At 37.8% G+C, this 14,872-nt stretch carries 12 protein-coding genes; 1 reads left to right on the top strand and 11 read right to left on the bottom strand.

Features of this window, described 5'->3' with window-relative positions; all coding sequences use genetic code 11:
* The first annotated feature begins 20 nt into the window (after positions 1–20).
* Entirely contained in the window at positions 21–1,031 is a 1,011-nt protein-coding gene (gene ansA, locus H4J57_RS15365; RefSeq protein ID WP_182215212.1) for an asparaginase, read from the top strand.
* A 372-nt stretch (positions 1,032–1,403) separates the two neighbouring features.
* Here ansA and H4J57_RS15360 read toward each other — a convergent pair whose 3' ends face one another.
* From H4J57_RS15360 to H4J57_RS15310, 11 genes are all read right to left on the bottom strand, one after another.
* Positions 1,404–4,229, bottom strand: coding sequence for a DUF349 domain-containing protein (locus H4J57_RS15360; protein WP_182243518.1), 2,826 nt, complete (start codon positions 4,227–4,229; stop codon positions 1,404–1,406).
* Entirely contained in the window at positions 4,226–4,516 is a 291-nt protein-coding gene (locus H4J57_RS15355; RefSeq protein ID WP_182243517.1) for a YeaC family protein, read from the bottom strand. The genes H4J57_RS15360 and H4J57_RS15355 overlap by 4 nt, the downstream gene beginning before the upstream one ends.
* 49 nt (positions 4,517–4,565) lie before the next feature.
* The gene (locus H4J57_RS15350; protein WP_182243516.1) at positions 4,566–4,892 is read right to left on the bottom strand and encodes a hypothetical protein; all 327 of its coding nucleotides are present in this window, start codon (positions 4,890–4,892) and stop codon (positions 4,566–4,568) included.
* A 139-nt stretch (positions 4,893–5,031) separates the two neighbouring features.
* On the bottom strand, positions 5,032–6,522 hold the full coding sequence (locus H4J57_RS15345) for a sodium:alanine symporter family protein (RefSeq protein WP_182215215.1): 1,491 nt from the start codon (positions 6,520–6,522) through the stop codon (positions 5,032–5,034).
* Between the two features lie 131 nt (positions 6,523–6,653).
* Positions 6,654–7,781, bottom strand: a complete 1,128-nt coding sequence (locus tag H4J57_RS15340; protein WP_182243515.1) for a carboxypeptidase family protein — start codon at positions 7,779–7,781, stop codon at positions 6,654–6,656.
* Positions 7,782–7,854: 73 nt separating this feature from the next.
* Complete coding sequence (locus H4J57_RS15335; RefSeq protein ID WP_310733530.1) at positions 7,855–8,340, bottom strand: TlpA disulfide reductase family protein; 486 nt, start codon at positions 8,338–8,340, stop codon at positions 7,855–7,857.
* Positions 8,341–8,488: 148 nt separating this feature from the next.
* Entirely contained in the window at positions 8,489–9,769 is a 1,281-nt protein-coding gene (gene serS / locus H4J57_RS15330) for a serine--tRNA ligase (protein ID WP_070373544.1), read from the bottom strand.
* A gap of 49 nt (positions 9,770–9,818) precedes the next feature.
* Positions 9,819–10,220, bottom strand: a complete 402-nt coding sequence (crcB, locus tag H4J57_RS15325) for a fluoride efflux transporter CrcB (protein ID WP_146800116.1) — start codon at positions 10,218–10,220, stop codon at positions 9,819–9,821.
* Complete coding sequence (locus H4J57_RS15320; RefSeq protein ID WP_182215268.1) at positions 10,213–11,541, bottom strand: replication-associated recombination protein A; 1,329 nt, start codon at positions 11,539–11,541, stop codon at positions 10,213–10,215. The genes crcB and H4J57_RS15320 overlap by 8 nt, the downstream gene beginning before the upstream one ends.
* A gap of 46 nt (positions 11,542–11,587) precedes the next feature.
* Positions 11,588–12,280, bottom strand: a complete 693-nt coding sequence (gene lolA / locus H4J57_RS15315) for an outer membrane lipoprotein chaperone LolA (RefSeq protein ID WP_182243514.1) — start codon at positions 12,278–12,280, stop codon at positions 11,588–11,590.
* Positions 12,281–12,326: 46 nt separating this feature from the next.
* Positions 12,327–14,852 (bottom strand): DNA translocase FtsK, encoded by a 2,526-nt coding sequence (locus H4J57_RS15310; protein ID WP_220465915.1) that lies wholly within the window; start codon positions 14,850–14,852, stop codon positions 12,327–12,329.
* Positions 14,853–14,872: the final 20 nt, after the last annotated feature.

Below are 14,872 nucleotides of genomic sequence, written 5' to 3'. Positions count from 1 at the left end.
AATAATTCTAAGGTAACAGTATGAAAAAACGCATTTATATCGCCTACACTGGCGGTACCATCGGCATGAAAAACAGCGGCCAAGGTTGTGTTCCGGTAAAAGGACATTTAACCGAGTCGATTAATGGTACGCCTGATTTTCATCGACAAGAGATGCCTGACTTTACCATTAATGAATATTCACCATTAATTGATTCATCAAATATGACACCGCAAGATTGGCAACGTATTGCCGATGATATAAAAGCTAATTACGATAATTACGATGGCTTTGTTGTTCTTCATGGTACAGATACCATGGCTTATACCAGCTCTGCGCTTTCGTTTATGTTTGAAAATTTATCTAAACCTGTCATTGTTACCGGCTCACAAATTCCGTTAAGCCAATTACGCTCAGACGGACAAGTAAATCTGTTAAATTCACTTTATATTGCGGCAAACTACCCCATTAATGAAGTGGGCTTGTATTTTAATAATAAATTATACCGGGGTAACCGTTGCATTAAAGCTTACGCTGATGGCTTTAACGCTTTTGATTCCCCCAATATGTCGCCACTTCTAGAAGCTGGAATTAATATTAAGCTCCTTGAAGGTAAACTCAACGTTGCTGTTACCCAACCATTCTCGGTCGCACAAATAACACCACAACCGATAGGTGTTGTTCATTTGTACCCAGGGATTTCTAGTGAATTAGTCGCCAATATTATCAAGCAACCGGTAAAAGCGTTAATTATTCGCAGTTATGGCGTCGGTAATGCGCCACAAGATGAACAGCTACTTGCTTGTTTAACGCAAGCTTATCATCAAGGAATTGTCGTGGTAAATTGTAGCCAATGTATAAAAGGGACTGTGAATATGGAAGGTTATGCAACGGGCGTCGCATTAAGTAAATGTGGTGTTGTCGGTGGTGGTGATATGACGCTAGAAGCAACATTAACTAAACTACATTACTTACTCAGTAAAGAATTACCTCAAGCTGAAATTTGTCGTCTTTTACAAGAAAATCTCCGTGGTGAACTCACGACTCATTAAACCATTACGCTCTGGTTGCTATGATTAAGAAACATGGCAGCCTTATTTATCTCTCCTATACTGCCAAATCACCCCTAGCCCAAACAAATAATATAAAACATTTAAAATCAACAGTTTAAAACAATACCGGTACTTATTCTCGTCGATTTACAAGGATTATCCTTTAAATAAATAGTTACGCGTTACCAGTAAACAGAATGAAATCAACATTAAATATAATAGTAGCCCGCTTTTACTCTCCTTAAAAAACTGGCAATATTTAGTAAACACCAGAAAAGATAAAGCCACTAAATAATCAGTGGCTTTGGGGGTATTGATAAGTATAATTAATGAAATAAACTCATATTCAACTCATATAAAACTTAAGTTACCTTAACAGTAAATAGGTTTAACTCTGGCCAGTAATGGTAAATCATTTGCAGATAACGCCCCTAATTTTAACCATTCAATAAGCGATTTAGTTAAATCGATAGATTGCCCTGACAACATTTGATTTTGTAATAATTGTACCTGTACTTGCATCCGCTCGGCTTTAAATTCTGCAGGTGACTCTTTACTTGCTAAAATTTCGAGTTCAAGGGTTTTGTTACTTCTGTCAATCAGTTTGCTGTTTTGATAACACTCTTGTAAACGTTTCTGCCAAACATTGGGTAAATCTACCAGTGTTTCAGAAAAATCTGCTGCCGTTTCCGGTTTATTAGTAGCTAAACTTTCTAAGCAATCGAAAACAAGTTGCCAAATCTTGGCCTTTTTGTTTTCTGTCATTTGCATGAGTTGTTGAGATATTTGCGCAAGTAATTTTTCAGCTAAGGTTACGGCACTTCTTATTACCGGACGTTGACTGGTAATTTTTACTCGTAATTCTTCAATACTTACTTGTAAGCTTAATAATGCTGTTTCTGATATATCCGCGACTAGTTGTTGCTGATAGCTTTGTAATTGTTGTGATAATTCAATTTGTTGATTTTCACGGTTCGATTGTTCAAGCAACTTAGCTTCATCACGCTTTGAAAATAGCTGGTCATTCACTTTTCTAAATTTTTGCCAAAGCTGATTCTCTTCACGTTGACCGCTGTAGCCAATGGCTTGCCATTGTGTTTGCAGTTTTTTAACACTCTCAATTGCAGAGAAAACGTCATCGTCGTTCAATGCTTGAGTAACTTGAGCAATCAATAGGTTTTTGCTATCACTGTTACGTTGATGATAATTTCTTAATTCAGCTTTAACGGGTTGTAAGCTCGCCGTAAACGATTGACTAAGTAAGTTGAATTTAGTTTTATCAACCTGCCCCGCGTTTTGCCATTGCTGTATTAATTTATTGAGTGTTGCATCAGTAAACTTCCAATCGATGGCTTCATTATCAATGCCTTCATTGAGTTTTGCAGAAAAGTCGTCGGCAAAGCTTTGCGCTTTACTAATAAGTTGTTGGCGAGATTCAAGATGTAGTTCACGTAACTTTTCTTGTTCTGCATAAAATAACCGACATGGAGCAAAAGCTTGTTCGCAAAGTGCGTTGAATTGGTAATTTAACTCTTTTTCAATTGATTCTTCAGCATGTCCAAGTGAATTCCACGTAACACGAAATTGTTTAACTTTTGCTGCTTGCTCATTGGGATTATCAATGGGCTGATCAACGAGTAACTTAATATCCACAAGTAACTGCTGTTTTCTAGGCGTAGCAATAGATTGCTCTAAATCACTTAATTCGGCAATTTTATCTGCTATATCATCAAAGTCACGTTGAACTCGTGACTTTTGCTCTTCTGATAAACCATCAAAATGTTTTTTAGCTTTTTTGAAAACACCAAAAGCCGCATTGTACTTACCCGTCATTATTAAGCGCTTTACGTCAGCAACTTTTTTCTGGCATTGTGATAAGAGTAAGCCTTGTTCTTTAATTAACGATTTTAGGCCTTGCTGCCATTGTTGTTTTATTTCTTTAAAGGCGTCAACAATAGATTGTGGTAATACCCCTGCCGCTTTTAGCTCAACAGTTTTCCATTCTTGTAACCACTGATCGAACAGAGGTTTACGCAGGTTCAATTCTTCAATGTTTTTAGGTAAAGCAACTTGTGATATTTTTGAAATTAGATGGGTTGCATCACTCACCGATTGTGCAATCTCAGGCAATTGAGCCAGTTTTTTTGCTTGGGCTTTTACTAAAGCAATAAAGTGCTGTTGTTCTTTACTGTTTAATATTGAAGAGGTTATTTCTTCGCGTAATTGTTCAAGTTTATCTTGATACTCAGCTTCATCAAGATCACCACTTTCAAAAATTGTTGTGGTAAGCTTTTTACTCATTTCATTAAGGGCACTATTAAAATGCTCATTAGCCAAACGTTTGTCTGCCACTAATTTTTCAGCAATGATTTCTTGTTGATGGGCTTCATGTAACGGAGAAAAATGTTTAATGAGTTGGCTATTAATTATTTTATACTTTTCTGTAAAGTTCTCAGCTTCTGGCGAAGAGAGACAAGAGAAATCTTGATAATAGTTTTGCCACTGCGTTTCTAATTCAGCTTGTTTTTCTTTGAGTTGCAGATAATCATTGACCTCTTTCAAAGCAAGTAACTTTGCTAAAACTAACTGAACACCTTTTTTAATTTTGTCAGGTTGTTCTGCCAACTCGTGTAAATGTTGTAACTGTTGCTCAATATTAGTTTTTATTTTTTCATTACATGATTTTTTAAGTAATTTATCTAATACATCAAGAGGCAATACTTGTTTGAGTAAATAAGCTTGTACGACTTCATCTTGCTTATGGGTAAATATTGAATGGGTTAACGATGGTTTATTAATTTTTTCAAATAAAGCGATAACAACATCGGCTTGTGTTTCATTTTGTAACCATAGTTCCAAGGACGGTAACTTATCATTGCTTTTCAATAAGATTAATTTGTCTTGATTACTGATCGTTATTTCGTGCTGGCCAAGCAGAATCTTTTCTACTTGCTTAAGACAATATTCACGGACTTTTTTATTATCGTTGTCGATACTGTTTTTATGCCAAACAGTAAAGTCAGCCATTTTAATGAGAGCAGCGCGGCGCACTAATTCGTTAGGGTCTGTTTGTGCAAGATTTGTTAATATAACTAAGTCATCGGGATTGCTAAGTAATAAATCTTCACTGATTGCCGTTAACCGAACATTGTGTTCTTTACTTTGCCATTTTGCTTTGAAAAATTTAGAAAAAATCATAAATCGGAAAACCTTGCAATATTATTGTCTGGGTTGTTTTTAAGATCAGCGAACTCGCTTTTCAACTGGCGTTTAGTTTTATCTACGATAAGTCCATCTGCACCAACGCTTAAGATTTGATCTGAATTTAAATGTCTTGATTGATAAGCCATGGTAATTTGCAGCGCTGATGTTTTTTGTGCTGTATCAACTGTAGTTCCCTCTGGCCATTTGCCCGTTTCAGCGGCACACTTTAAGCGCAAGTACATTTCTTCTGACATATCGTCTACTAATGAAATAATATCCATTGTTATATTTACAGCCTTTGTTTCTTAATTCTTACGAGAAAAGTTAATGTTAATTTCGGTATTTAAGCATAAGCAAACGAATGCGAGTTGCAATATACCAAATAAAACCAAGCACTGCCGCACCAATACTTATAAAATATTGCCATGTGCCCTGCTGTGCGTCTTGCCAATACAAAAATAAAAAACCACCACAAAAAAGTAACATAGCGATAAATGAGTGATTCATCAGTTTTTGGGATTGATCTATTTTGCTCAATTTTTTCATTGATGCTATTTGACTGGCATCAACTTTGGTCAAATCGATTTCACAATGAGAGCAAGACTTCGCTTTGTCAGATATCTTTTTCTTACAGTTTGGGCAATTAATTACAGCCATAGGAAGATGACGCTCCATAAAATAATTAGTGTTAATATTCTACCTAAATTTAAGCAAAAAAAAACGTCCTATTGGACGTTTTTTAAAGTAATTTTACTTTTATTGCAAATTAATAAAAGTAAATCAATTATAAATAAAATTACTTGTTTTTATTAAAACGATCTTCCCAGAATTTAGCTTTTTCAATACCCAGCTTTTTAGGGTCAAAGGTAAATTTTGTCACCCCTAGTTTCTGCTGACGTTCATAATCTTTTAGTGCTTTAATCGCGGGCTTAGCCATAAAGAAGATGGCGATAAGTGCAAAAATATTCAACCAAGCCATTAACCCAACACCAATATCACCAAGACTCCAAGCAGCACTAGGTTCTGCAACAGTACCGTAAAAGACTGCTGACATTAGCACCACTTTAAGGAGGAATCTAAGTGCCGGCATTTTAATTGTTTTATTAATATAAGAAACATTATTTTCCGCGATAAAGTAATAAGCTAGTACCGTTGTAAAGGCAAAGAAAAACAAAGCAATAGCAATAAAGGGTTTACCAAAACCGGTTAAAACACTATCGACCGCAATTTGCGTAAAAGCAGGACCACTAATAACAACGTCACTGGCTAAGTTACTAACAACAAAACTAGTCGCGCCTTCTGGCATAACATTATACGACTGTGTGATTAAGATCATAAACGCAGTAGCAGAACAAACAAATAAGGTGTCAATATAAACTGAGAAGGCTTGCACTAATCCTTGTTGCGCTGGATGTTCAACTTCTGCAGCAGCAGCAGCATGTGGTCCAGTACCTTGTCCGGCTTCATTTGAATAAACTCCGCGTTTAACACCCCAACCAATTGCTGCACCAAACCCCGCCATTGGAGTAAAAGCATCGGTAATAATTAGCATAAAGACACCAGGTAGCTGATCAATATGCAATGCTATGATAGTACAAGCAATGATAATGTAAGCAAGCGCCATAAAAGGCACCACAATTTGGGTAAAGTTAGCAATACGCTTAACACCACCAAAAATGATAAAACCAAGTAATAAAACAATAAATACTGCGGTATATACTTTCGTTAAAGGTAAGTCGCCCATAAAAGAGCTAACTGAACCACCGGCGCCAAACACATTGACCATAGCATCACCGATGCCGTTTGATTGCACAACAGGTAATAAAACACCACAGGCAAGAATAGTTGATAAAGCAAATATCCAAGCATACCATTTTTGACCTAAGGCTTTTTCAATGTAGTAAGCTGGGCCACCACGGTACTGACCGTCCTCTTCTTCTTTATAAATTTGAGCATTAGTTGATTCGATATAAGCCGTTGCTGCGCCTAAAAAGGCAACCACCCACATCCAAAATACCGCGCCAGGTCCACCAAAACCGATGGCAGCGGCAACCCCTGCAATATTACCAGTACCAACACGTCCAGATAAAGACACCGCTAAGGCTTGAAAAGATGAGATACCCTTTTCTGAGCTTTTACCCGAAAGCAATAGGCGAAACATTTCTCTAAAATGACGTACTTGCGCAAATCGCGTTAAAACAGAGAAAAAGACCCCCGTTCCTAAACAGAGATAAATTAAGTACGGGCTCCAAATATAGCCGTTAATGGTATTTACAATCGCTTCCACATGACACTCCAGATTTATTATTATTATTATTTAATTTGTTGTTCGACGGTTGAGGGCCGCTAATCATTTAAGTGCAACTTGATATAGCACTTAAACGATCATCGAACTTCAATTATTGATTTTAGATAGGTTTAGCGTAAATCATCAACAACATGATAAATAGCCGTTAAAAAGTCACGACCAAATAAGCTACTACGCGTGTCTGACCAACCGACACTGCGGTCTGGTAATAAGTCATTATCTTTAAAAGGCATTTCTACGGTATAAGACAAACATTTGAAGTTATTACCAACCCAATTAGCACCCACAGTTAAGTTAGCTTGGCCGGGTTCATCTTTATCATATCCTTTGTCATCTTGAAACTCAGGAGTTACCGCTAGAAGAATGGCTTTGAATTTTTCTTCTAAGGCTTGATGTTTAGCGTCATATGCGGGGACACCTTCACAGCCAGCAACAAAGTTAAACGGTAGAGCTTCATCGCCATGAATATCAAGAAACATGTCAACACCGGTAGCTAACATTTTCTCACGCACCAAGAATACTTCTGGACTACTTGCCATTGAAGGCTCTAACCACTCACGATTTAAATTAGTACCGATAGCATTTGTTCTTAAATGTCCTCGAACTGAACCATCAGGATTCATATTAGGCACTAAATAAAACACCGAACTGTCTAAGAGTGAGCGAGCAACACCATCGTCTTCATCGAGCAAACGGTCAATAAAACCTTCCATAAACCATTCAGCCATACTTTCGCCAGGATGTTGACGAGCAGTAACCCAAATAACTTTCTTCTTGGGACCTTCTTCTCCAACTTTTAATACTGACACATCGCGTCCATCAAGGGTTTGTCCTAAAACTTGCAACTGGCAATCAATATCTAATTGCGCTTGATGCAGTAAGTCTTGATGACGTTCATAGCTATACGGAGCAAAATAAGCAAAATAAACTGAATCATATTCTGGGGTTAAAGTAATACTCAGTTTTTCTCCATCAAATTCAGTTGGTACTCGAAACCAATGCTCACGGTCGTAGGACGCCACTGCTTGATAATCTGTCCATCCTTCTGTGTAAGCAGAAGTTCCAGCATTCATTAAATGAAGGGTATGTTCACAACGGTCGGTATTATTAAGTTTAAAATGAAACCACTGATAAAAATCAGATTGGTTGTCTTTAACAATTTCAAGTTGAATATTATCGGCTTGGCTTGCATCAATAACGCGGATATTTCCACTATCAAAGTTAGAGGTAATTTGCATGACAGGATCTGCTATTTTTATTATGAATAGCCACAGTGTACACAAACAATTAAAAGATCAGAAGTAATATGCGTTAAAGTGTTCTAAGAAACAGCCCAATTTCAGAAGAATAGCCCATTGATTTTGCAATAACGGTATTTTTATCATCAATGACATAATAACTTGGATAACCTTCTATCTTGAATTGATGCTTGATTTGCTCTGTACCTAAGGCAATAGGGAAAGTTAATTGATGCTGGCTAGAAAATTCAAAGACCTCTTTTTTATCGACATAATCTAATGCAATGGCGATAACATTTATCTGTTGGTTCTTTTCATATGTCTCTTGAAGATTACTGATACTGATATGACATATTTGACACCAAGGAGCAAAAAAATAAATAATGGTAGTTTTCTTAAAATTGGCAAGTTCAATGGTTTTATCATCGAGCGTTTCTAATGAAACAGTTTGTGGCGTTATCTGTTCTCCCGTTGATAGCATGTCTGATTCTCTGAACATTGTCAGTGCTTGAAAGATAGCTAAAAACACCACAGCTTGAATAAATAAACTCTTCAACACAACTCACCTTTATAAATAATATAATAACGAAATAGTTATATTTATAGACCCGATCACCAGATTAAAAATTCAAATTAAAACAAAAAAAATCCAATACCTAGGTATTGGATTTTTATTGCTATTAATAGAGGAAGGTTAACAAGTAGCGTTAGCCTATCTGTGTTAAACCATTCATGTAAGGTTGTAATGCTGTTGGAATTTTTACACTGCCGTCAGCTTGTTGGTAATTTTCTAAAATAGCGACTAATGTACGACCAACCGCTAAGCCAGAGCCATTTAAGGTGTGCAATAATTCAGGTCTCTTCGTTTCACTGCTTCTAAATCGTGCTTGCATGCGGCGAGCTTGAAAGTCGCCCATGTTAGAACAAGAAGAGATTTCACGGTAAGTATTTTGTGCAGGCAACCATACTTCGATATCGAATGTTTTAGTTGCACTAAAACCAATATCACCCGTACATAAAATAACGGTACGGTAAGGTAATTCTAATCTTTCAAGAATTTTTTCAGCATGACCTGTTAAGGCTTCTAACGCGGTAAATGAATCTTCTGGCTTAACAATCTGCACCATTTCAACTTTATCAAACTGATGCTGGCGAATTAGACCGCGAATATCACGACCACCTGAACCGGCTTCACTTCTAAAACATGGGGTATGCGCGCACATCTTAATAGGTAACTCTGCCTCTTCTACAATTTCATTTCTTAATAAATTTGTTAAAGGGACTTCAGCCGTTGGGATCAAAGAGAATTTTTTATTACTTAAATCAGTGTGAAATAAATCTTCACCAAATTTAGGTAACTGTCCTGTGCCATAAAGTGAATCTTGATTCACTAAATAAGGCACGTACATTTCTTGATAACCATGCTCTTCGGTATGAACATCAAGCATTAACTGTGCAAGCGCACGGTGCATTTTAGCAATTTGGCCACGTAAAACCGCAAAACGTGTTCCCGCAAGTTTAGCACCACTTTCAAAATCTAAACCGTTGCCAATACCAGCACCAACATCAACATGATCTTTAACTTCGAAATCAAAGACACGGGGTGTTCCCCAGCGTTTAATTTCAACATTATCATCTTCACTTGCCCCGTCTGGGACTGAATGGTCGATTAAATTTGGTACCGCCGAAAGAATATCATCAATTTTAGCAAGCACATCATCTTGTTCAATTTTGGCAGCATCTAGATCAGCACCTAATTGACTCACTTCAGCTAATAATGGCTGAATATCTTCTCCACGCGCTTTAGCTTGGCCAATAGATTTTGAACGGGTATTGCGTTGATTTTGTAATTCTTGGGTTTTGATCTGAAAAGCTTTTCGTTGCTCTTCTAGATCGATTAATAACGCAGTATCTAAAGAAAAGCCACGTTTCGCTAATTGTGCCGCAGTGGCTTCGATATCATTTCTAAATAATTTTGGATCAAGCATTTTATTCACATCTACAAGTTAAGTGGTTGTTTATTTATTTTAGCTCTGCTTACTTAGTCGCATAAGTTACTAAGTACAGCCCAATACCAGCAGCAAAAACACATAAGCTGACATTAAGTAATATATTTATCATGCCTTTTAGGAATTCACCTTGTTGCATTAACAAAAGTGTATCCAATGAAAAGGTTGAAAATGTGGTGAAAGCTCCTAGAAACCCGATACCTATTAGGGTTCGGTAGACACTTACTTCAATTACACCATTTTCAATAAGACCATATAAGGTACCCATGATCAATGAACCGGAAATATTAACCGCCAATGTCGCAAAAGGGAAACCTTTTCCGAGCCAATTCAATATTAATTGCGAAAAATAAAAGCGTAGACTTGCCCCACACGCTCCGCCAAGTGCTACAAATAGATATAATGAAAAGGTACTAATGGTATTAGTCATAACGTTTATTATTACTTTGGTTATTTAATTCATTGAGAAAATTTTGTTTATCTTTTAACTGTTTTTCCAAGCCACGGTCTGTTGGTTGATAAAGCGAGGTATGTTGCAAGGATTCAGGAAAATAATTTTCTCCTGCAGCAAAGCCATTATCTTCATTATGAGCGTACCTATATTCGCTGCCATGACCGAGTTCTTTAGTAATACTACTGGTGGCATTTTTTAAATGGAAGGGGACGTCGAGCTCTGCAGTATTTTTAGCAAGCTCTTTGGCCTGATTAAAAGCCATATATACGGCATTACTTTTCGGTGCTAAAGCCATGTATACAGTTGCTTGAGCTATAGCTCGCTCACCTTCACTAGGTCCGACACGCTGAAAAGTATCCCAAGCATTAATAGCGAGTTGCATTGCTCTAGGGTCGGCATTACCAATGTCTTCACTGGCGATCGCTAACAGCCGACGGGCGACGTAAAGTGCATCTCCGCCCCCTGCTAATATTCTCGCGTACCAATAAAGTGCGGCATCAGGAGAGCTACCGCGCACAGATTTATGAAAAGCACTGATTAAATCATAAAAGGCATCACCACCCTTATCGTATAAAGCAATTTTATTGCCCGCTACTTGTACAACAGTTTCTAAAGTAATGGTGATTTTGGATCCTGACAGAATATCAACGCAGTTTTCAAAGACATTCAATAGACGTCGTGCATCGCCATTAGCCAAGGTTAATAATTGCTGCTGGGCATTATCGGCAATATATATCTTAATGTTTTTGCTGTTTTGCTGATTTTCACAAGCGCGCGTTAAAATAATTGATAAATCATCACGCGTTAACTTTTTTAAAGTATAAACACGTGCACGTGATAAAACCGCTTGGTTAAGTTCAAAAGCGGGATTTTCAGTGGTCGCGCCAATAAAAATAATGGTGCCATCTTCAATAAAAGGCAAAAAAGCGTCTTGCTGTCCTTTATTAAAACGGTGAACTTCGTCAACAAATAATACGGTGCGTTTTTTATGGCGAAGTAAACGTTGCTTAGCATTATCTATTGCTTGACGTATATCTTTAATACCCGAGGTTACCGCCGATAAGCGTTCAACCTCGGCATTTGCATGACTAGCGATAATTTCTGCTAAGGTGGTTTTGCCTGTACCCGGCGGCCCCCAAAAGATAACAGAATGACACTTCCCCTGCTCAATCGCGATCGTTAACGGCATACCTGGCGATAAGATATGTTGTTGACCTTGATAATCGGCTAATGTTTTAGGGCGAAGTTTGGCCGCTAATGGTTGAAACTGATCATCGTCATTGTCAGTTTTAATCATTCCTTCATCAGCGAAATCTAAAGGTAAAGAGCCATTAGCGTCGTCGTTAGCGTTGATCATCTAACTCAACACCTTCGGGTATTTTAAAGGTAAATAGTGCACTTTTGGGAACAGTTACTTGGTCAAACTGTGAAAGCTTAAACAGGCTTAACTGCCCTGTTGCGTCTAAAATAGTAAAGCTGGTAAGCATATTACTATTTTTCTTAAAACGTAATTCTAACGTCTTCACTTGGGCATTAGTATCATTAGCATGAATGAGGTAATTGTTTTCATCGGTTGAGCTAACACTATAATGTTGCCATAGTGTTGGATCGCTGCTTGTTAATAATAAAATGGGGGTGTTGAGTAACGCTTTTTCTAAAAGATAAGCACTAACCTGCTCTACAAACGGGTCAAAAAACCATAAGGTATCACCATCTGAAACGATTAATGACTCATCTGGTTCTGCCGTTTTCCAGTGTACTAAGTTAGGTTTTTTAACCGCTAGAGTGCCCAAAGCGTTTTGTAACTCATTACCTTCGGCATCCAGAACTTGCTGGTTAAAATTCGCCGTAAAATATTCAAGTTTTGCTAATTTTTGTATTAAATTACTTTTAATGATTAGAGCATCGTTGCTTTGCTTTTCTATAACATTGGTCGGTTCATCGAACGGCAAAGCAAAAACGGAGGTACTTGCACTGCTTAATACAACAACAGAAAAAAATGATAAAAGTACTGTTTTTTTTAGGGAAAAATTCATTCAGTTATCCTTATAACTTGACTACATAAGTCGGGGAAAATAACACCTACAAATCTCTTACAGGTGGTGGTGCCAATACTTCACGGGCACCGTTATGGCCTGGTGAACTTACCACACTTTGGTTTTCCATATCTTCAACAATACGTGCTGCACGGTTATAACCAATTCTAAATTTACGTTGCACACTTGATATGGAGACACGTCGACCTTTAGTGACAAATTCAACCGCCTCGTCATACAAGGTATCCAGTTCAACCGCTTCATCGGCTTCGGCTTGCTCTCCGGGTAATAAAATTTCATTATCAGTATCACCTGACAATATTTCTTCAACATAATTAGGTTCGCCACGAGACTTCCAGTCGGCAACAACAGCATGTACTTCGTCATCGTTAACAAAAGCGCCGTGAACACGCACAGAAACAGCCTCGCCAGGCGGTAAATAAAACATATCTCCCATGCCTAACAGCTGTTCAGCACCTTGTTGGTCAAGAATAATACGTGACTCCATTCTTGATTGTACTCGCAGTGCCATACGGGTTGGAATATTTGCTTTAATTAAACCGGTAATTACATCCGCTGAGGGACGTTGAGTCGCTAAAATTAAATGCATACCCGCCGCTCGGGCTTTTTGAGCAATACGCGCAATAAGTTCTTCGACTTTTTTACCTGCAACCATCATCATATCGGCAAATTCGTCAACGAGTATAACAATCGCAGGCAATTTTTCTAACAAAGGCGGCGTTTGCGTAAAAGCATCATTAGGTTGCCAAGTAGGATCGATTAACGGCTCTCCAGCTTCAATAGCATTAAGCACTTTTTCATTGTAGCCTTTAAGGTTACGTACACCCAGAGACGACATAAGTTTATAGCGACGTTCCATTTCACCGACACACCAGCGCAGCGCGTTAGCCGCTTCTTTCATGTCGGTAACCACTTCAGCTAACAAATGTGGAATACCGTTATAAACAGAGAGTTCAACTTGTTTGGGGTCGATCATTATCATCCGCACATCTTCAGGTGTGGATTTATACAATATACTGACAATCATGGTATTAACCGCAACTGACTTACCTGAGCCTGTTGTTCCTGCCACTAATAAATGAGGCATCTTGGCTAGATCGGCTATCACGGGTTTACCTGAAATATCGCTACCAATCGCCATGGCTAAATGGGATCTTGATGCAGCAAATGCCGGGGCAGAAATGACATCAGTAAAATACACCGTTTCTCTATATTTATTGGGTAACTCAACACCAATGACAGATTTACCTTCAATAACTTCAACGACTCGGACACTTTTAGCAGATAAGGAACGGGCAATATCTTGCGACAAACCGCTTACTTTACTGGCTTTAACACCTGGCGCTAAATTTAACTCGAAACGGGTAATAACAGGTCCGGGATAAACACCAACGACTTCAGCTTTTACACCAAACTCTAAGAGTTTTTCCTCAACTAGTCGACTGACTAATTCAAGCTCTTTCTCGTCAATAGGGTTTTCAGTCCGGTTGGGGCGATCTAATAAATCAAGCCCCGGTAGTCCTTGGTAAGTTGCGCTATCTCTTTTTACGGTGACCTTTATCGGTTCTTCAACATTGATTGGATCAACTTTCTCAAAGGCAGCCGTTATTTCATCATCGCTAACATGTTCTTGAACATTAAAAGCGAGTGGTTCACCGATAAGGTCATCTATTGCAACAAAGTGCTCGATGTCCTCTTCGAGATCAAAAGAAAGATCTTTTTTACTCGGTGCAATAATGTCTTCATATTCTTGTTCATTTATTGCATCAAAAGCATGATGTAGCTCTTCGTTTTCATCCACTAGATTTTCATCTACTTGAAAACTTACCGGTTGTTTTTCAGTTAGCTCAGGTAAAGCCTCTGGCTGTTCTTTTTTCTCAACAGTACTAACCAATACTTGTTTTTTTACTTTTTCAGTCTTCAATGCAGTGAAGTAGGCTTGTAGTTTTTGAGGTATCGTTAATAAATATTGGGCGAATAGTATTGTATAAGCACCGGTTTTATCAATAAAGGCGATCAATGAGAAACCGGTTAGTAGCACAAAACCAGAGAGGAGAAAGGTCAAGAATAATAAAGTACTACCGACAAAAGAAAAATAAGGCAGCACCGTTTGACTTAACGCGTCACCAATAATACCACCGGCTGAAAAGTAAAAGACATCATCAAAATTCATACTGGCAATTGATGTTATACCAATATAAAAAAGAATAAAGCCAATACACTTTAACCCTAAGGTTAAGTAATCTAATTGAATTAAGCGATGATATTTTTGAAACAATAACCACCCTGTTATTGCAGTAACAAAGGGTAGACTATAAGAAATAAAACCAAATAAGTTTAACAGTAGGTCAGAAATATAAGCGCCAACAGCACCGCCTAAATTACGAATAGGTGTTTGATAACCACTTTGAGACCAACCAGGATCAGCGGGGTTAAAGCTAAATAGCGCTAACATAATAAACATGGCAAAAAGAAAAGAAACCAACAAACCAGCTTCTAGTAATCGTTGCACACCATTTAATTTACTTTGAGTAGGAGATTCTGTAGACAATATAATAAACCGAGTTAATA

Origin of the sequence: Colwellia sp. BRX8-7 (assembly GCF_014077275.1) — a bacterium.
Taxonomy (GTDB): domain Bacteria; phylum Pseudomonadota; class Gammaproteobacteria; order Enterobacterales; family Alteromonadaceae; genus Colwellia_A.
The sequence above is the reverse complement of the archived record's forward strand: the minus strand, read 5'-3'. Positions and strand labels throughout refer to the sequence as shown.